Raw genomic sequence first — 16,649 nt, forward strand, 5'->3', positions numbered from 1 at the left:
ACTCGGGTGTCCAATCGGACAGTCACCCTGCGGAAGCCCTTGACCAGAGGCTTCAGAGATTGGGGGAGACAGTTGTTGGACAAGATGGTGTTCCGGAGTGACGATCTGGCCGCGGCGGACCGGTTCGATCACCGGTCCGAGCTGTCGGGCCGTACCCATGCGCCCATGGAGCTGTGCAGCGACCACGCCGACGACTTCCGGGCTGCCCAGGGGGTGCTGGACCTCGGTGCCGTCACCGTGCGGTCCGCAAGGTTCCAGCCGCTGGTCTTCCGGCGCACACCGAAGCTGATCCGGCAGTCCGACCCCGAGGTGTACCACCTGTCGCTCGTCGTACGCGGGGGCGGGGCGGGCGTGTGGCGGCACCGGGAGACCCAGTACGTGCCGGACGACCTGTTCATCAACTCCTCACCATTGCCGAACGACGTCCACAGCACCGGGGACCCGGTCCAGACGGTGGCGCTGGAGGTCCCCAAGGCCCTGCTGCCGCTGCCGCGCGACATGGCCGGCCGAGTCGTCGGGGCGACGGTGTCGGCCCGGGACGGGATGGGTGCCCTGCTGGCGGGGTTCCTCACCCATCTGATCGCGGACCCGACCGCGTACCGGCCCGCCGACCGGCCGCGGCTGGCCGCCATCGTGACCGATCTGGTCGCCGCGCTCTTCGCCCACATCCTCGAAGCCGGCGACCGCCTCCCCCCGGAGAACCACCGACGGGCCCTCACCCTGCGCATCCAGGCGTTCATCCGGGAGCACCTGCACGACCCGCACCTCACCCCGGCCACGATCGCGGCCGCGCACCACATCTCCACCAGCTACCTGCACCGCCTCTTCCAGGACGAGGACGCCACAGTCGCCGCGTGGATCCGCCGCCTGCGCCTGGAGGCGGCCCGCCGCGACCTCGCCGACCCGGCACTCCGCACCATCCCCATCCACGCGATCGCCGCACGCTGGGGATTCCCCCGCGCAGCCGACTTCAGCCGCGCCCACCGCGCCGCCTACGGCACCACGCCCAAGGACCACCGGCACCAGGCCCTCCACCACCGCGAGAACTCCGTCCAGGAGCTACCGGCGTCAGGCAAGCGATGCCTGGACGCGACGCACAGCTAGGGAACTTGTGGACCCTGTGCTAACGACTGGCCCGCGAGATTTCGGGATCCTTGAACCACACCGGTTCGGCGAAATGGTGCGTCGAGAGTCCATTCGCTGATGGGGCGCTCCCCTCGCCTTTGGGGGCGGGCAGCCGCTCGCCGCGGCTTTCGGCGACCCGGAGCGCGTCGCGCAGGGACTCACGCAGCCGGTTGCCCAGGAAGCGCAGCTCGTCAGTGGTGGCCTTGCGGTCGTCCAGCATCTGCCCTGCGTAGCCGAGCAGTTCGCTGCCCATGCGGAGCTGTACGGCCTCCATGTCGTCGGCCAGACGCGAGACGTAGCCGGTGCCGTCCCCGGCGAGGCGGCAGGGTTTGCCCTCCGGGCTGGACCAGGGCAACAGGCGAGGTGTGTTCATTGCGCCGCCACCTCCACGCCGTGGATCCAGCGCGGCCCTACGTCGATCCCGTGCACGGCTAGCCATAGGGCGCGGCGGCGACTGCGTTGCGCCCGCTGTTCCTGCCGTTCCTGCCGTTCCTCGGGGGTGAGGACGTACGGGCGGACGAGGGGTAGGTCGTCGCCGAGCGGCGAGAGCAGCACTGGCCGCGCGGCGATGAGGGTCAGTGCGAGTGGGTGTGCGTGCTGGGTCGCGCCGGGCGCCCAGGTGGTGGGTGGGGTGGCGGCGCGGTGTCGACCCGATGAGGGCAGCAGTAAGTGGATCAGTTGTTCGAAGAGCCTTCGGATAGGCTCGATCATGTTGTCAACCTCCGTGGGGTTGATGGCCACACCCCCGGACGTTGCCCGTCGCGGGGGTCTTGCGCGTGGCGAAGCGTCGTCTGGGCACCCCGACCCGCTGCGGGGCGGTGCCGTCCGTGACTAAGTGAAGCGCGCCATCTCTAGAGATGTCAACGCATCTCTAGAGATGTTCATCGGGCAGCCGAGCACGTGCTGCGCGCGCGAACAAGCGGACTAGGGTGTCTAGAGATGAGGGAGAGGAGGGCGTATGGCCGCCAAGGGCAACGGCCGCCAGCCGAAGTATCAGCGCATTGCTGAGGCGCTGAAGGAGGCGATCAGGGCTGGCGAGTACGGCCCAGGTGATCGGCTGCCCGGCGAGAACGACCTCATGGCCACGTACGAGGTCGCGCGTATGACCGCACGGCAGGCGCTCGGCGTTCTGCAGAACGAGGGGATCGCGGAGGCGCGGAGGGGCGCGGGTGTCTTCGTCCGTGCCTTCCAGCCGTTGCGGCGACGAGGCGTCGAGCGGCTCGCGCGGGAGCAGTGGGGGGAAGGCCGGTCCATCTGGTCGGCCGACACCGGCGGCCGGGAATTGGTCGTCGATCAGGTGACGGTCACCGAGACGCCGGTACCCGCCGCCATCGCCAACGTGCTCGGTATCGAAGCCGACCAACCGGCGTGCGTGCGCAGTCGTCGCTTTGTCCTCGAAGGCAAGCCGGTGCTGCTGGCCACGAGCTACCTGCCCGCCGACCTGGTGGCCGACTCGGCGATCACGCAGGAGGACACCGGCCCTGGTGGTATCTACGCACGGCTGGCGGAACTGGGACAGAAACCGGTTCGCTTCCGTGAAGAGATCCGCTGCCGGATGCCGTCCCAGGAGGAGGCGAACCGGCTCGGCCTCAGCCTGGGCACGCCCGTGATCCTCATCTTCCGTACGGCATTCGCGGATGGCGGCCGCCCTGTGGAAGTCAACGAGATGATCCTGGACTCGGCCGCGTACGTGCTTGAGTACGACTTCGACGCATAGCGGAGGGGACACGCGCATGGTCGGCGTTCATCAGCGCCGTCAAGCGCGGGGAGTTCCCCGGCTGAGCCGTCCGGCGTCCGGCGGAACCCCGAGCAGGCGGCCCCGCGAGCACGGGGCCGCCGCCGGATGCGCCCTACGACGGAGGCAGCGCGGGCAGCACCTCCCGCGGCGTGCCGGTCGGGACGTAGCGCTCCACCGTCGACGCGCGCGGGGCGAGGTCCTTGTGGATCGCGCGGGAGACGGCCTGGATCGTGGCGACGCCGTCGTTCATGGTCCGGCTGTCGTGGGTGAGGACCGTGATCGTGTAGTCGTGGCCGCCGCCGGTGAACGCGCCCACGCTGTGCACCCGCCAGCCGTGCGTGGCGCGCGATAGCCAGCCGTTCTTGACGTGGATCTTCGCGGTGCTCGGCGCGCCCGCCGGGGTTCCCCAGCGCTGGGAGCTGATGACCTTGTTCATCAGCTTGAGGGCGTACGCGCGGGACTTGTCGCTCAGCACCGCGTTCCGGGCGGTGAGCAGGTCCATCAGCTTCTGCTCGTCGCGGGCGGTGATCTGGGTCAGGCCCCAGTAGCCGTCCTTGCCCGGCACCGTCTGGGTCATCCCGGCCGTCGCCAGAAAGCGCTTGATCTTGGTCATGCCGAGCTGCTTCCACAGCGCGCTGGTCGAGGCGTTGTCCGACGCGGTGATCATCTTGGTGGCGAGCTGGGACTCGCGCTCGGTGAGGAGGCGGCCCTGGTTCTTCGCGTCCCACAGCAGCGTGGCCAGGACGGTCACCTTCACGACGCTCGCCGAGTCGTACTTCTTGTCGCCGCGCAGCGTGCACACCGTCTGCGTGGTGCGGTCGTGCAGCGAGACGGCGGTGGTCGCCGACCGTCCGCGCAGCGCCGCGTCGATGTCCTTGGCGAGCTTGTCGGCCAGCCCCGCCTTCGCCGAAGTGCAGCTCACCGGCGCGGTGGTGGCGGCCGCGGGCTGCGCCGTCGCCACGGTGAGCAGCGGCGCGAGCGAGCCGGCGGCCAGCGCGACGATCAGCGCCCCGCGGGCACGACGGGCCGTACGGGACGTGTGGGATGTGCCGGGTATTCGGACGTGCGTCATGAAAGCCTTCCCCTCCCCTGTGGATTCACCACAGATGACGGTCTGACGCTACCGAATGGTTGTGCGGGCCCGGTGTGCGGTGCGCGACGGTCAGCGCGGGATCACGGGCCGAACCGCGCCCGGTACGCCGTCGGGCTCAGCCCCGTCCCGCGCCGCACCTGGGTCCGCAGGTTCGCGGCCGTACCGAGGCCGCTGAGCCGGGCCACCCGGTCCAGCCGCTGCTCCCCGCGCTCGATCAGCCGGCAGGCCAGCGCGACCCGCTCGCCGGTGAGCCACGCCAGCGGGGTGGTGCCCAACTGCGCACGGAACCGCCGGTGCACGGTGGCGGCGCTGACCGCCGCCCGGTCCGCGAGGTCCGACACCGTAAGCGGCTGGTCGAGCCGCTGCCGCGCCCAGTCCAGCACAGGGGCCAGGGACTCGTCCGGGACCTCGGGGACGGGGCGCTCGACGAACTGCCGCTGCCCGCCGTCGCGGTGGGCTGCGAACACCAGTCGGCGGCTGACCGCGTTGGCCACCTCGGCGCCGTGGTCGCGGCGTACGAGATGCAGGCTGAGGTCGAGCGCCGCCGCGCTGCCCGCCGCCGTCAGCACCTCGCCGTCCGCCACGAACAGCACGTCCGGTTCGAGGCGTACGGCGGGATGGCGGGCGGCGAAGGACTCCGCCCAGCGCCAGTGCGTGGTGGCCCGCCGCCCGTCGAGGACGCCCGCCGCAGCGAGCGTGAACGCGCCGGTGCAGAAGCTCACCAGCCGGGCACCGCGCAGCGCCGCGCGCCGGATCGCGGCCAGCACCGCCGGGTCGACGGGCAGGTGCGGATCGGGGCGGTTGGGCACGATCACGGTGTCGGCGGCGTCGGCCGCGTCGAGTCCGGCGACGCCGGAGAGGGTGAAGAACCCGGCGTGCATGGCGACCGCCGGGGCCGCGGCGCAGAGGGTGAGGTCGTACCAGGGGATGCCCAGCTCGGGGCGGCGCAGCCCGAATATCTCGGTGGCCACGCCCAGTTCGAAGGGGTTGGAGCCCTCGCTGACGATCACGGCGACCCGGTGCGGCGGACGGCGCGCGTCCGCCTGCGAGGAATCTTGCGGCATATGCGATTCCTAGCACTCACGCCGAGGTCCTGTCACCGCGCATGATCACCGTATGAACAGCGAACCGATCGATATCCAGACCGCGCTGGCGAGCTTCGAGGCCCTGTGGAGCCCCCGGATCGTGACCCGCGTGAACGACTACGACGTACGGATCGCCAAGGTGGCGGGCGAGCACCTGTGGCACGTCCACGAGAACACCGACGAGTTCTTCATGGTCCTCGATGGCGAGTTGAGGATCGCCCTGCGGGATCCGGACGAGCGCGAGGTGGTCCTTCCCCGTGGGTCGGTGTTCGTGGTTCCGCGCGGCACGGAGCACAAGCCGTCGTCCGCCGGCGGGGCGGCGCTGCTGCTGTTCGAGCCGTCGGGCACGTCGACGGTGGGCGACCGGCACGACCCCGTACCGGAGCACGTCGACGCGACGACCGGCCACGAGCTCCGCTGAGGCGCCCGTGTGCGGACGGTGACGGTGAGTGATTTGGATCGGCCTTGTACGTGTCATGGATGTGTGCTGTACGGGCCTTTACCGGCGCCCGGCGAGAGTGGAGGCACTTCCACCACAGGAAGAACCCCCCCTCGGAGGCCAGGAGTTGTGATGAAGCGTCAGATGCGCGCCCGTGCCACCATAGTCACCGTTGCCGCCCTGGTCGCCGCCGGTACCGTCACCGTCGGTGTCGGTGCCGCCACGCCGCACCACGGGTCCTCGGACGGCAAGCACACCAAAGTCACCGGCGCGTACGGCAAGTCGGCCAGGGCGTCTGAGCAGGAGATCGCCGCCCTCTTCGACGGGTGGAACGCCGCCCTGGAGAGCGGCGACCCCGAGAGAGTCGCCGCCCACTACGCCCCCGACGCGGTCCTCCTCCCGACCGCCTCGCCCGAGATCCGCACCAACCACGCGGAGATCGTCGACTACTTCGAGCACTTCCTGCAGAAGAGGCCGAAGGGCGAGAAGATCAAGTCGGTCATCAATGTCCTGGACGGCAACTCGGCCATCGACGCCGGTCTGTACGAGTTCCACCTGACGGACCCCGAGACCGGCGAGAAGAAGACCGTCGAGGCCCGCTACACGTACGAGTACGAGAAGCGCGACGGCAAGTGGCTGATCGTCAACCACCACTCCTCGGTGCTGCCGGCCGAGAGCTGAGGCGCAGCTCGATCCGGACGCACAGTCCGCCGCCCGGAGCGTCCCGCCACGCTGCCACCGTCGTGCGTCACCAGCTGCTTGACGATGGCGAGGCCGCGAGCCCCGAGCCGGACTTGCCGGTCAGCCCCTGACCGCGCCAGAACCGGTCGAAGGCGCGGGGCTGCTCGGCGGCGGACATCCCGGGCCCCTCGTCCAGGATCTCCAGCGTCACCGCGTCCGGGTGGGGCTCCACCCGGACGGTGATCGTGCAGAAGCACGCGCACGGGGGAACCTTAAGGCGTGGCCGGTGGGTCGCGCGGCGCTGTGTCGATATGCGGCTCCGCCGCGTGGCGCATACCGACGCGGCCCCCTGCCCCGCCCTCGGGAAAGGGGCGGGGCAGGGGGGCGGGCAAGCCCGTCGCAGGTGGTCCGGCACCGCGCGGTCAGCCGCGGTCGCACATCATTCGCGATCGCGCAGTAGGACCTCGATGCCGTCGAGGATCCGGTCCAGTCCGAAGACGAACTCGTCGTCCGGGCCGTGACGCTGTCCGGGGTGCTGTTCCGGCGCCGTACGGGCTGATGGCCCCGGTGGCCGGCCCTCAGTCCTGAACTTCGAGTCGGCACCGGTACCGGACACCGGGCCGCCCGTCGATCCGGATGTCCTCGACGGCGGCGAACCCGGTGCGCGCCAGCACCGCCATGGAAGCCGGATTGTCGAGGGTGGTGACCGCCGTCAGCGCCGAGAGCCCGTATGACGCGGCGGCCAGACGCCGGATCTCCTGGACCGCGGCCGTCGCGACACCCCGGCCGGCGGCGCGCTCGCCGACGCGGTAGCCGAGTTCGGCGGCGCCCTCCGCGACGTCCACGAGATTGACCCGGCCGACCAGGTCCCCGGCCCCGTCCATGACGACGTGGAAGTGGATCACACCGGCTTCCTGCTCCGCGAGCAGGGCCCGGTGCCGGGCGTCGAACTCCGCGAAGTACGCGTCCCCCCGGTCCGGTATGGAACGCGCGAAGTACGCCCGGTTCTCCCGCTCGAAGGCCAGCAGCGGCGCCGCGTGGTCGGCCCGAAGCCGCTCGACTCTCACCATGTGCGGGAGCATACGGGCCGGTTCAGGCGCCGTACGGGCGGATCGCGCGGGCCTCGCGCACGGCCCGCGCCCACCAGGCGATCTGGTCGAGCATGCCGACGGCGGCCTTGTCGGCGCCGTCGTCGACCGGGCGGCCGTCCGGCCCGAAGCGGTCCCACACGTTGTGGAAGCTGACGGTGTCCCGGACGGTGACGGCGTGCAGTTCGGCGAAGACCGGACGCAGATGCTCCACCGCGCGCAGGCCACCGGACATCCCGCCGTAGGAGACGAAGCCGACGGGCTTGGCCTGCCACTCGTTGAAGTGCCAGTCGATGGCGTTCTTCAGACCCGCCGGGTAGCTGTGGTTGTACTCGGGGGTGACGACGACGAACGCGTCGGCGGCGTCCAGGCGGGGGGTGACGGCGGCCAGAGCGGCGGCCGCCTCGGGGCTGGGCGACTTGCTGAGCCGGGCGGGCAGTTCGGTCTCCGCGAGGTCGACGAGGTCGACGGTCATGTCGTCGCGCTCGCGCGCCCGGTCCGCGAACCAGTTCGCGACCGTGGGCCCGAAGCGGCCCTCACGGGTACTGCCGACGATGATGGCGAGACGGATGGGGGCGGTGGTGGAAGTCGTGTCGATGTCCATGTGGAGAGCCTCGGACTTAAAGAAAGGTTGAAGTCAAGCTAGGGTCGGCAGCATGTCCCAACTCACATGGAAAACCCACGAACTCACGGTCGGCGAACTCTCCCAGCGCAGCGGCGTACCCGCCTCCGCGCTGCGCTTCTACGAACGGGAGGGCCTCATCCACAGCCGCCGCACCAGCGGCAACCAGCGCCGCTACACGCGTCACACGCTGCGCCGGGTCGCGTTCGTGCGGGCCTCGCAGCGGGTCGGGATGCCGCTGGCGCAGATCCGAGAGGTCCTCTCGCTCTTCCCCGAAGACCATGTACTGACCAAGGAGGACTGGGCGCGGATCTCCGAATGCTGGCGCAAGGACCTCAACGAGCGCATCGAGCAGTTGGAGAACATCCGCGACAACCTCACGGAGTGCATCGGCTGCGGCTGCCTGTCCATCTCCAAGTGCGCGCTGGCGAACCCGTACGACCGGTACGGCGAGCAGGGCGCGGGCTCGCACCGGCTGCTCAAGTCCTGACGGGCGGGGCGGGCGAACGCGGAACGCGGGCGAACGCGGAACCCGGTACGGACTCCCGCGGCAGACGGGCGGCCCGCGCCGCGGCGGGCCGTCAGAAGATGTCCGGGCACCACGGGCGGCGCGGGGTCCGCAGCAGCGCGTCCGCCCGCGCGGCCGCGCCCTGCCGCTCCTCCCCGACCCGCCCCAGCGCGGCCAGCCGCACCGCCGACTCGTCCCCCAGCCACAGTGTGCCCAACTCGCCGATATCCATGATCAGATCGGCGGTGCGGGTGGTGGGCACACAGGTGGCCCCGTCCGGGCCCGCCTCCAGCAGATACCGGCCCTCGGCCAGCCCCGCGCGGTCGGAGAACTCCAGCACGAGCGCGTCCGCGACCGGGTACGTACGGGTCTGAAGCAGCCGGGGCACGTCCAGCGGCCGTATCCACAGGAAGTCGGCGTGCGCGGTGACGCGGGCGGCGCGCGGGTCGGGCAGCAGCAGCGGCAGCAGATCGTCCGGGGCCCGGCAGCCGCTCTTGACCGTGGTGATCCAGTCGACGGACAGCACGTAGTGCCACAGCGCGCGCTCGGCGGCGGGGGAGACCGCTATCAGGTCCAGCACGGTCGCGGTGGTCTGCGGGAGCTTCGCCTCCCACACGTCGTCAGCGGTGTACGTGATCAGCCCGTCCACCGTGCCCTCGGGGGAGCGGTAGACGGCGTGGAACGGTTCCTTCCAGGGCTGGCCCGGCGTCGGCGTCTCGCCGGTGTACCGGCGCCACACGCGCCCGGGCCGGTCGATCACGCCGTGCTGGACCGCCCGCAGCCGCTCATGGAGGACGGGCCCCAGCTCCCGCACCGCCGCGCCGTCCACGAGGTCGATCCGGCCGCCGTCGACGGGCCCGGCGTGCCGCGGGTCGAGCCCGGCGCGCGGCACGTCGACCTGCCACTCGGTGGTCCATGAGGCCGGGCCGAAGCCGAACCGCCCGTAGATCGGGTACTCGGCCGCGACGAGGGTGGCGAGCGCGTCCCCGCGCTCCTTGGCGGCCCGCAGGTCGCGGTCCATCATCCGGCTGAGCAGACCGCGCCGCCGGTGGGTGGGCGAGACGGTGACGTTGCTGATGGCGTCGGCGGGCACCGATGCCCCGCCGACCGCCGTCAGCTGCTGCGGAAAGCTCCGGAAGGTCGCCACGCAGCGCCCCGCGTCGCTGTCGAAGGCCCCCTGCGCGCGGTCCGGATAGATGGTCTCGCGCCGGATCTCGACCTCCTCCTTCTCCACAGCCGGCGGCTGCAGGAAGCCGGTCCGCAGCGCCAGGATCCAGGCGCTCAGTTCGGGCTCGTCGGACGCGTCGATGGTGTGGATGTCGAGGGCCATGGGGTCACGCTAGGGGGCGGCCAGGGCGGGACGCACGCGGTTTTCCGGGGCCCCGCCCTGGGGCCCTGGGGTTCCCGTCCTGGGGCACGGGAGTTCCCGCCCTGGGGCCCTGGGCTCCCACTCTGGGTCCCCCGGATCTCCCGCCTCGGCCCCCCGGGGTTGCCGTCCCGGGCTCCCAGGGCCGCGGATGCTAGAACGCCGCGCGGATCTCGCCGACCCGCTCCCCGCCGCCCAGCAGCGGCGCCTCGCCGATTCGCGTGACCACCGGGGACGAGACGCCCAGCAGCTCCAGAGCCCGTGCCAGTACCGGACCCATCGCCCGCGCCGCCCCGTCGTCGATCTTGAACGCCAGCGCCCGGCCGTCCGGCAGCGCCACCGCCTGCACCGCCTCCGCGCCCATCTTCGCCAGCGCCCCCGGAACCTCGCGCATCAGCCAGGTGTCGGGGCGCCGGGTGCCCGCCACGTACTCCGGATGGGCGCGCATCGCGTCCGCCACCCGCCGCGTCTCCGTCCCCGGCTCGGCCAGCACGAACGACCGGAAGGCGCGTGCCAGACCGGTCAGGGACAGGGCCATCAGCGGCGCCCCGCAGCCGTCGGTGCCCAGGTGGGCCACGCGCTCGCCGGCCGCCTCCTCCACGACGTCGCGGACCAGCAACTGGAGCGGGTGGCCGGGGTCCAGATAGGTCTTGAGCGGCCAGCCGTTGGCAGCACACGCCGCGAGCATCGCGGCGTGCTTGCCGGAGCAGTTCATGGCGATCCGGTCCCGTACCCGGCCCGCGGCCAGGTACGCCTCCGCCTCGGCCGGGTCCAGCGGCAGGTCCGGCGGGGTCTGGAGGTGGTCGGCGGACAGCTCGTACTCGGCGAGCATCCGCCGTACGAGATCGAGGTGAAACGATTCTCCAGAGTGGCTCGCGGCGGCCATGGCCAGCCGCTCACCAGAGAGGTCGAGACCGGCCCGCAGCACCGCCGCCGCCTGCATCGGCTTGTTGCTGGACCGGGGGAAGACCGCCGCGGACGGATCGCCCAGCGCCAGCTCGACGCCGCCGTCCGCCGCCAGGACCACAAGAGACCCCCGGTGGCGGCCCTCGACGAAGCCGGAGCGGACGACCTCGGCGAGGACCGGGTGCGTGGCGAGCGGGGAGGAGGTCATCAGCGGCCTTCCGGGGACGGTGCGAGATCTGCCCCCTGCCGCGTCCGTCATGTCCGGCCGCGTCCGTCACGTCCGGTCGGCCGCCGCCGACGGGTTCGGACGGTTTTTCGGAAGATTACGAGAGCAGATCATCTACTTGAGCTTCCCCCTCACGGTACCTGCGCGCGATCTCGGCGCTGCAATCGTCCGCGGTGTGCTGGAGCTCCTGCCGCCGCCGAGAGACCTGCTGCTCGTAGGTCATCAGCCGGCCCATCGCGCCGTGCAGCTCCTCGTCCGTACGGGCCCGCAGGTCGGACAGCTCCACCTCGGCGAGCACCGACTCGGCCAGCCGCCGGTACTCCTCGGTGTGCGGCGTGCCGAGCGTCACGTGCCGGGCCGAGCTGCGGTGCCGCGGTGGCTCGTCGGCCAGGATCTGCGGCAGCCGGTCGACGACGGACGTGCCGGGCGCCGCCCGGTGCCCCAGCTCGGCGCGGAGGATGTCGATCCTGCCCTGGAGCAGCCTCCGCAGGTAGGACAGGTCGGCCTCCTCGCGCTGCGAGCCGCGGCGCAGCGCCCGCAGCTCGGCCAGCCGCAGCTCGACCAGCCGCGCCACGCCCGCCCGCGGCCCGGCGGGGGCGCCCCGCACGGCGCCGCGCTCCATGGTGCATGTCGGTACGGACCCGGGGGCCTGCCCGGTGGTGGGTGTGCTCATGTGCTTCCGTCCCCTTCGGTACGCGGCACCGGCCGCGCTGGCCACATCGCGCACTGCGTGGACGCATCGTGCCATCGCGGGCCTATGGCTTGCAGTGCGTGTGCGCCGATCGGCCCCGGATGGACGCACGGCATGATGGACCGTATGCGAGCTGTGGTACAGAGAGTCGACGGCGCGAGCGTCGTCGTGGACGGGGAGACGGTCGGCGAGATCGTCGGCGAGGGCCTGTGCGTGCTGGTCGGGGTGACCCACGACGACACCCCGCAGAAGGCGGCCCAGCTGGCCCGGAAACTGTGGTCGCTGCGGGTGCTGGAGGGCGAGAAGTCCTGCTCGGACCTGGGCGCCCCGCTCCTGGTCATCAGCCAGTTCACGCTCTACGGCGACGCCCGCAAGGGCCGCCGCCCCACCTGGAACGCGGCGGCCCCCGGCGAGATCGCCGAGCCGCTGGTGGACGAGGTGGTGGCGCGGCTGCGGGAGCTGGGCGCACCGGTGGAGACGGGCCGGTTCGGAGCGGACATGAAGGTCTCGCTCACGAACAGCGGCCCGTTCACGGTGCTGGTCGAGGTCTGAGCGCTCTCGGCCCGGCCACGGCGGGGAGGGTGCCCGGCCGCGGCGGGGAGGTACCCGGCCGCGGCGGGGAGTGCGGAACCTACGGCTCCACCACGACCTCCTGCGCCGCCGCCGTACCGTCCACGATCAGCTCCGCGTCCACGGGGACGTTCCGCTTCACCAGCGCCAGCGCGATCGGGCCCAGCTCGTGGTGGCGGGCCGAGGTGGTGACGAACCCGAGCTGCCGCCCGTCCTCGCCGTCCCGCGCCAGCCGTACCGGCGCCCCGTGCCCCGGTAGCTTCACCTCGCTGCCGTCCAGGTGCAGGAAGACCAGGCGGCGCGGCGGCTTGCCCAGGTTCTGCACCCGGGCGACGGTCTCCTGGCCGCGGTAGCAACCCTTTTGGAGGTGGACGGCCGTGCCGAGCCACCCCAGCTCGTGCGGGATCGTCCGGTGGTCGGTCTCCAGGCCCAGCCGCGGCCGGTGCGCCTCCACGCGCAGCGCCTCGTACGCCAGCACCCCGATCGCCGGACCGTGGTCCGCGGCGAAGGACTCCAGCGCCTCGCGCGGCAGGAACACGTCCCGGCCGTACGCCGTCTCGCGGACCATCGCGCCGCCGGGGGCGGCGGTGATGCTGCCCGCGGGGAGGTGCACGACCGCGTACGCCTCCGTCGCGTCCGCTATCTCCACGCGGTAGAAGAACTTCATGCTCTCCAGATAGGCGATCAGCGCCTCCTGCGTGCCCGGCTCCACGTGCGCCCAGGTCGTCTCGCCGTCGTCGACGAGATAGAGGGCGTGCTCGATGTGCCCGTGGGCGGAGAGGATCAGCGCCTCGGTGGCCTGTCCCGGCGGCAGCTCGCTGACGTGCTGGGTGAGCAGCAGATGCAGCCAGCTCAGCCGGTCGGCACCGGTGACGGTGACCACCCCGCGATGCGAGAGGTCCACGAAGCCGGTGCCGTCGGCCAGCGAGCGCTGCTCACGGAACAGGTCGCCGTAGTGGGCGGCGACGCCTTCGTCAGGGCCCTCGCCGGGGACGGCGCCGGGCAGCGACAGCAAAGGGCTCTTCATGCGCCAAGCCTACGACGACCCGGCCGCGCCCTCAGGGGAGTTGCCCCGCTCCGCGGGCGCCTCGGCCCGTCCCTCGCCCGCACCGCAGGCGCTGCACCGGCCGAAGATCGCGAAGTGCTTCATGTCGGTGTCGAAGCCGAAGTCCTCGCGTAGCTTGGCGGTGAACTCCTCGGCCACCGACAGATCGGCCTCGATCACCTGCGTGCAGTCCCGGCACACCAGGTGGATGTGGTGGTGCCGGTCGGCGAGGTGGTAGGTCGGCGCGCCGTGCCCGAGATGGGCGTGGCTGACCAGCCCCAGCTCCTCCAGCAGCTCCAGCGTCCGGTAGACGGTGGAGATGTTGATCCCGCTCGCGGTGCGCCGTACCTCGGTGAGGATGTCGTCCGGGGTGGCGTGCTCGAGGTGGTCGACAGCCTCCAGCACGAGCTGGCGCTGCGGGGTCAGGCGGTAGCCGCGCTCTCGAAGATCGGTCTTCCAGTCGGTGGTCGCCACGGGCCCAGTGTAGGCAGTACGGGTGGCCCTCACTCAGGGCGCGGACCCCCGATTCCGCGCAGATACGCGGCCAGGGCGGCGATCGCCGCCGGGTTGCGGGGGCTTTCGACCAGGTCGGCGTAGTCCATGATGTAGATCCGCCGGTGCTTGACGGCCGAGACGTTCCGCAGCGGCCCGTAGGACAGCAGGAACTCCCGCTTCCGGGCGGCGCTGGTGTCCCCGTAGTCGTTGATCACGATGACCTCGGGATCGCGTTCGACGACGGTCTCCCAGCCGACGGTCGTCCACGAGTCGTCGAGGTCCTTCATGACGTGGTCGCCGCCCGCCTTGGTGATGATGTCGTGCGGCCCGGCGTAGCGGCCCGAGGTGAACGGCCGGTCCCGGCCGTCGTCGTAGAGGAAGACGGTGGGGCGGTGGCCGCTCTTCGGGGTCTTCGCCCGGGCGTCGGCGACCTGCTTCTTGAAGTCCCGCACCAGCGCGGCCGCCCGGTCCTCGACGTCGAAGATCTTCCCCAGGGTGGTCAGGTCGGTGTACAGGGCCTCCAGCGGCGGCATCACCCCGCGCGCCGCGCCCTGGCCGTTGCGGCAGGACTCGGTCAGGACGTGGGAGCCGACGCCGAGCTTCTTCAGCGCGGCGGGGGTGACGCCGGTGGCCTCGCTGAAGCCGTAGTTCCAGCCCGCGAAGACGAGATCGGCCTCGGCGTCGAGGACGAGCTCCTTGGTGATCTCCTTCTTCGACAGCCAGGGGACCGTGCGGTAGCCGTCCTTCCACGGCACGGCGTCCAGGTCGCCCTTGTCGTCCGGCATCACGAAGCCGGCCATGTGGTCCTCCAGACCCAGGGCGAACATGATCTCCGTGTTGCCCACGTCGTTGGTGACCACGCGCCCCGGCGCCTTGTCGTACGTGACCTTCGTACCGCAGTTCTCGACGGTCACCGGGTAGTGGCCGGACGGCTTGCCGCCGCGGGCGCCGTCGTCCGCGGCGTCGTCCGCCACATGGGCGCCGCACCCGGTCAGGCCGAGGCCGAGGGCGAGCACGAGGGCGAGGGGCGTCAGGCGCATGGGCCGTCCTTACGAAGAGCGGGGAGAGCGGGAGAAGCGGGGCGAGCGGGAGGAGCGGGGAGAAGGTCGAAAAGCAGCTGCACGGCACCGGTCTCGGGGTGCGGCACGCGGTGCGCCCGGACGCCGAAGACCTCGGCCAGCAGCTCGGGGGTGAGGACGTCGTAGGGGGCGCCGGAGGCGACGATCCGGCCGCGCGCGATCACGTACAGCAGATCGCAGTGGACGGCGGCGAGGTTCAGGTCGTGCAGGGCGGTCAGCACGGTGAGGCGGCTCTCCCGCACCAGCGCCAGCACCTCCAGCTGCTGGGCGATGTCCAGGTGGTTCGTCGGCTCGTCCAGGACCAGCACCCGCGGCTCCTGCGCCAGCGCGCGGGCGATCAGCACCCGCTGCTTCTCGCCGCCGGACAGGGACGGGAAGCCGCGGTCGGCGAGATGGTCCGCGCCCACCCGGGCCAGCGCGGCCGCGCACGCCTCCCGGTCGGCGCCGGTGACCCGCCCGGCGGCGCGCTGGTGCGGCAGCCGGCCCATGGCGACCACCTCGGCGACGGTGAAGCCGAACTCGCTCGCCGCCTCCTGCGGCAGCGCGGCCAGCCGCCGCGCGCCCTCCCGCGCGCTCATGGCGTGCAGGTCCGCGCCGTCGAGCCGCACCGTGCCCGCGGCGGGGCGCAGCGCCCGGTAGACGCAGCGCAGCAGGGTGGACTTGCCGCTGCCGTTGGGGCCGACGAGCCCCACCAGCTGCCCGCTGCCGGCCCGCAGCGCGATGTCGTCGACGAGCCGCGCGCCCGCGATCTCCACGCTCAGGCCCTCGATGTCGACCCGCATCACGCGCCCCCGAAGGTGTAGCCGCGGCGGCGCATCAGCAGGACGAAGCAGGGCACGCCGATGACGGCCGTGATGACGCCGACCGGCAGTTCGACGGGTGGCAGTAGCACCCGGGACAGGATGTCCACCCACACCAGGAGCACCGCGCCGAGCAGCGGCGCGACGGCCAGCAGCCGGCGGTGGTCGGCGCCGACCAGCATCCGCGCCAGATGCGGCACCATCAGCCCGACGAACCCGATCGCACCGCTGACCGCGACCACCGCGCCGGTGACGGCGGCGGTCACCACGAACAGCTCGGTCCGCAGCCGGGCCGCGTCCACCCCGAGTGCGGCGGCGGTCTCGTCGCCCATGGCGAGCGCGTTGAGACGGCGGGCGGAGAGCGCCAGGTAGGCGAGCCCGGCCGTGACGGCGGCGGCCGCGATCGGCACCGACGCCCAGCTGGCCCCGCTCAGGCTGCCCAGCAGCCACATCATCGCGGAGCGGGCTGCCTCGCCCCGGTCGGCGGAGAAGACCATCAGCGTGGTGATCGCCGAGAAGCCGTAGTACATCGCGGAACCGGTCAGCACCAGGCGCAGCGGGGCCAGCCCCTGCGGCGTGCGGGCGGCCGCGTACACCAGCGCCATCGACGCCAGCGCCGAGACGAACGCGGAGAGCGACAGCGCCCAGACGCCCAGGCTGGCCAGCGTGCCGAAGAGCAGTACGGCGTTGGCGCCGATCGCCGCGCCCGAGGAGATGCCCAGGACGAACGGGTCGGCGAGCGCGTTGCGCACCATCGCCTGGACGGCCACCCCGACGGCCGCGAGCCCGGCCCCGACGACGGCGGCCAGGACGGCGCGCGGGAAGCGCAGCTCCCACACGATGGTGTACGCGGCGAGTTCGTCCTGCCCGATGGTGCCCCCGGTCAGCCCGGCGCCCAGCAGGCGCAGCACCTCGGACCAGGACAGCCCGGCGGACCCGAGGCCCACCCCGCAGACCAGGGAGACCACGAGCGCGCAGCAGAGCGCGCCGACCAGCGGCGGCAGCGGGATCCGGCGGGGCGCGCCGGTCCGTGTGCGCGGGTCCGCGGTGTCGGTGGTGCTGGCCACGTCCGGATCGCTTTCGCCTCGGGCC

At 72.1% G+C, this 16,649-nt stretch carries 20 protein-coding genes and 1 pseudogene; 6 read left to right on the forward strand and 15 right to left on the reverse strand.

The genetic code is table 11. The annotated features are described in order from the left end of the window. The first annotated feature begins 72 nt into the window (after nucleotides 1-72). Nucleotides 73-1,104, forward strand: a complete 1,032-nt coding sequence (locus ACQUSR_RS18075; protein ID WP_431043597.1) for a helix-turn-helix domain-containing protein — start codon at nucleotides 73-75, stop codon at nucleotides 1,102-1,104. Between the two features lie 19 nt (nucleotides 1,105-1,123). Here the strand turns inward: ACQUSR_RS18075 and ACQUSR_RS18080 are convergent, their stop codons facing one another. Then, nucleotides 1,124-1,498, reverse strand: a complete 375-nt coding sequence (locus ACQUSR_RS18080; RefSeq protein ID WP_431043598.1) for a hypothetical protein — start codon at nucleotides 1,496-1,498, stop codon at nucleotides 1,124-1,126. Then, nucleotides 1,495-1,836: a hypothetical protein gene (locus ACQUSR_RS18085; protein ID WP_431043599.1), complete on the reverse strand. Its 342-nt coding sequence runs from the start codon at nucleotides 1,834-1,836 to the stop codon at nucleotides 1,495-1,497. The genes ACQUSR_RS18080 and ACQUSR_RS18085 overlap by 4 nt, the downstream gene beginning before the upstream one ends. 247 nt (nucleotides 1,837-2,083) lie before the next feature. Between ACQUSR_RS18085 and ACQUSR_RS18090 the strand changes: the two genes are divergently transcribed. After that, nucleotides 2,084-2,842: a GntR family transcriptional regulator gene (locus ACQUSR_RS18090; RefSeq protein WP_431043600.1), complete on the forward strand. Its 759-nt coding sequence runs from the start codon at nucleotides 2,084-2,086 to the stop codon at nucleotides 2,840-2,842. Between the two features lie 133 nt (nucleotides 2,843-2,975). Here the strand turns inward: ACQUSR_RS18090 and ACQUSR_RS18095 are convergent, their stop codons facing one another. Both ACQUSR_RS18095 and ACQUSR_RS18100 read right to left on the reverse strand, forming a co-directional pair. Further along, a complete protein-coding gene (locus tag ACQUSR_RS18095) occupies nucleotides 2,976-3,935 on the reverse strand; it encodes a serine hydrolase (RefSeq protein ID WP_431043601.1) in 960 nt (319 codons plus the stop codon). A gap of 101 nt (nucleotides 3,936-4,036) precedes the next feature. After that, nucleotides 4,037-5,020 (reverse strand): helix-turn-helix domain-containing protein, encoded by a 984-nt coding sequence (locus ACQUSR_RS18100; RefSeq protein WP_431043602.1) that lies wholly within the window; start codon nucleotides 5,018-5,020, stop codon nucleotides 4,037-4,039. A gap of 52 nt (nucleotides 5,021-5,072) precedes the next feature. Here ACQUSR_RS18100 and ACQUSR_RS18105 point away from each other — a divergent pair, with 52 nt between their 5' ends. Together ACQUSR_RS18105 and ACQUSR_RS18110 are read left to right on the forward strand one after the other, a co-directional pair. Continuing rightward, nucleotides 5,073-5,462, forward strand: a complete 390-nt coding sequence (locus ACQUSR_RS18105) for a cupin domain-containing protein (RefSeq protein ID WP_431043603.1) — start codon at nucleotides 5,073-5,075, stop codon at nucleotides 5,460-5,462. Between the two features lie 150 nt (nucleotides 5,463-5,612). Continuing rightward, nucleotides 5,613-6,161, forward strand: coding sequence for an SgcJ/EcaC family oxidoreductase (locus tag ACQUSR_RS18110; protein WP_431043604.1), 549 nt, complete (start codon nucleotides 5,613-5,615; stop codon nucleotides 6,159-6,161). Here the strand turns inward: ACQUSR_RS18110 and ACQUSR_RS18115 are convergent. From ACQUSR_RS18115 to ACQUSR_RS18125, 3 genes and pseudogenes are all read right to left on the reverse strand, one after another. Continuing rightward, nucleotides 6,124-6,408: pseudogene (locus tag ACQUSR_RS18115) on the reverse strand (sensor histidine kinase); the annotation flags it as partial. The gene ACQUSR_RS18110 and the pseudogene ACQUSR_RS18115 overlap by 38 nt on opposite strands. A 331-nt stretch (nucleotides 6,409-6,739) precedes the next feature. Beyond that, nucleotides 6,740-7,231 carry a GNAT family N-acetyltransferase gene (locus tag ACQUSR_RS18120; RefSeq protein ID WP_431043605.1) on the reverse strand — a complete coding sequence of 164 codons (492 nt, stop codon included), beginning with the start codon at nucleotides 7,229-7,231 and terminating at the stop codon, nucleotides 6,740-6,742. Nucleotides 7,232-7,253: 22 nt separating this feature from the next. Next, nucleotides 7,254-7,853, reverse strand: coding sequence for an NADPH-dependent FMN reductase (locus tag ACQUSR_RS18125; protein WP_431043606.1), 600 nt, complete (start codon nucleotides 7,851-7,853; stop codon nucleotides 7,254-7,256). A gap of 52 nt (nucleotides 7,854-7,905) precedes the next feature. On the opposite strand from ACQUSR_RS18125, the gene soxR reads away from it, so the two are divergent. Then, nucleotides 7,906-8,361, forward strand: coding sequence for a redox-sensitive transcriptional activator SoxR (soxR, locus tag ACQUSR_RS18130; protein ID WP_431043607.1), 456 nt, complete (start codon nucleotides 7,906-7,908; stop codon nucleotides 8,359-8,361). A gap of 91 nt (nucleotides 8,362-8,452) precedes the next feature. Here the strand turns inward: soxR and ACQUSR_RS18135 are convergent, their stop codons facing one another. The 3 genes from ACQUSR_RS18135 to ACQUSR_RS18145 form a co-directional block, all read right to left on the reverse strand. Then, nucleotides 8,453-9,709 (reverse strand): GNAT family N-acetyltransferase, encoded by a 1,257-nt coding sequence (locus tag ACQUSR_RS18135; RefSeq protein ID WP_431043608.1) that lies wholly within the window; start codon nucleotides 9,707-9,709, stop codon nucleotides 8,453-8,455. Nucleotides 9,710-9,899: 190 nt separating this feature from the next. Beyond that, on the reverse strand, nucleotides 9,900-10,859 hold the full coding sequence (locus ACQUSR_RS18140; protein WP_431043609.1) for an asparaginase: 960 nt from the start codon (nucleotides 10,857-10,859) through the stop codon (nucleotides 9,900-9,902). Between the two features lie 115 nt (nucleotides 10,860-10,974). Then, on the reverse strand, nucleotides 10,975-11,550 hold the full coding sequence (locus ACQUSR_RS18145) for a hypothetical protein (protein WP_431043610.1): 576 nt from the start codon (nucleotides 11,548-11,550) through the stop codon (nucleotides 10,975-10,977). A 144-nt stretch (nucleotides 11,551-11,694) separates the two neighbouring features. On the opposite strand from ACQUSR_RS18145, the gene dtd reads away from it, so the two are divergent. Beyond that, nucleotides 11,695-12,120: a D-aminoacyl-tRNA deacylase gene (gene dtd / locus ACQUSR_RS18150; protein WP_431043611.1), complete on the forward strand. Its 426-nt coding sequence runs from the start codon at nucleotides 11,695-11,697 to the stop codon at nucleotides 12,118-12,120. 79 nt (nucleotides 12,121-12,199) lie between these two features. Here dtd and ACQUSR_RS18155 read toward each other — a convergent pair whose 3' ends face one another. Genes ACQUSR_RS18155 through ACQUSR_RS18175 form a run of 5 tightly spaced genes read right to left on the reverse strand, consistent with a single transcriptional unit; the run spans nucleotide 12,200 to nucleotide 16,624 of the window. Then, nucleotides 12,200-13,165 carry a YgfZ/GcvT domain-containing protein gene (locus ACQUSR_RS18155; RefSeq protein ID WP_431043612.1) on the reverse strand — a complete coding sequence of 322 codons (966 nt, stop codon included), beginning with the start codon at nucleotides 13,163-13,165 and terminating at the stop codon, nucleotides 12,200-12,202. A 9-nt stretch (nucleotides 13,166-13,174) separates the two neighbouring features. Beyond that, nucleotides 13,175-13,657: a Fur family transcriptional regulator gene (locus tag ACQUSR_RS18160; protein WP_431043613.1), complete on the reverse strand. Its 483-nt coding sequence runs from the start codon at nucleotides 13,655-13,657 to the stop codon at nucleotides 13,175-13,177. 29 nt (nucleotides 13,658-13,686) lie between these two features. Beyond that, nucleotides 13,687-14,718 carry an ABC transporter substrate-binding protein gene (locus ACQUSR_RS18165; protein WP_431043614.1) on the reverse strand — a complete coding sequence of 344 codons (1,032 nt, stop codon included), beginning with the start codon at nucleotides 14,716-14,718 and terminating at the stop codon, nucleotides 13,687-13,689. Next, nucleotides 14,709-15,539 carry an ABC transporter ATP-binding protein gene (locus tag ACQUSR_RS18170; protein ID WP_431043615.1) on the reverse strand — a complete coding sequence of 277 codons (831 nt, stop codon included), beginning with the start codon at nucleotides 15,537-15,539 and terminating at the stop codon, nucleotides 14,709-14,711. Before ACQUSR_RS18170 ends, ACQUSR_RS18165 begins: the two co-directional genes overlap by 10 nt. After that, nucleotides 15,539-16,624 (reverse strand): FecCD family ABC transporter permease, encoded by a 1,086-nt coding sequence (locus tag ACQUSR_RS18175; protein ID WP_431043616.1) that lies wholly within the window; start codon nucleotides 16,622-16,624, stop codon nucleotides 15,539-15,541. Before ACQUSR_RS18175 ends, ACQUSR_RS18170 begins: the two co-directional genes overlap by 1 nt. Between the last annotated feature and the right edge of the window lie 25 nt (nucleotides 16,625-16,649).

The sequence above is a fragment of the Streptomyces sp. P1-3 genome (genome assembly GCF_050613155.1).
GTDB lineage: Bacteria > Actinomycetota > Actinomycetes > Streptomycetales > Streptomycetaceae > Streptomyces.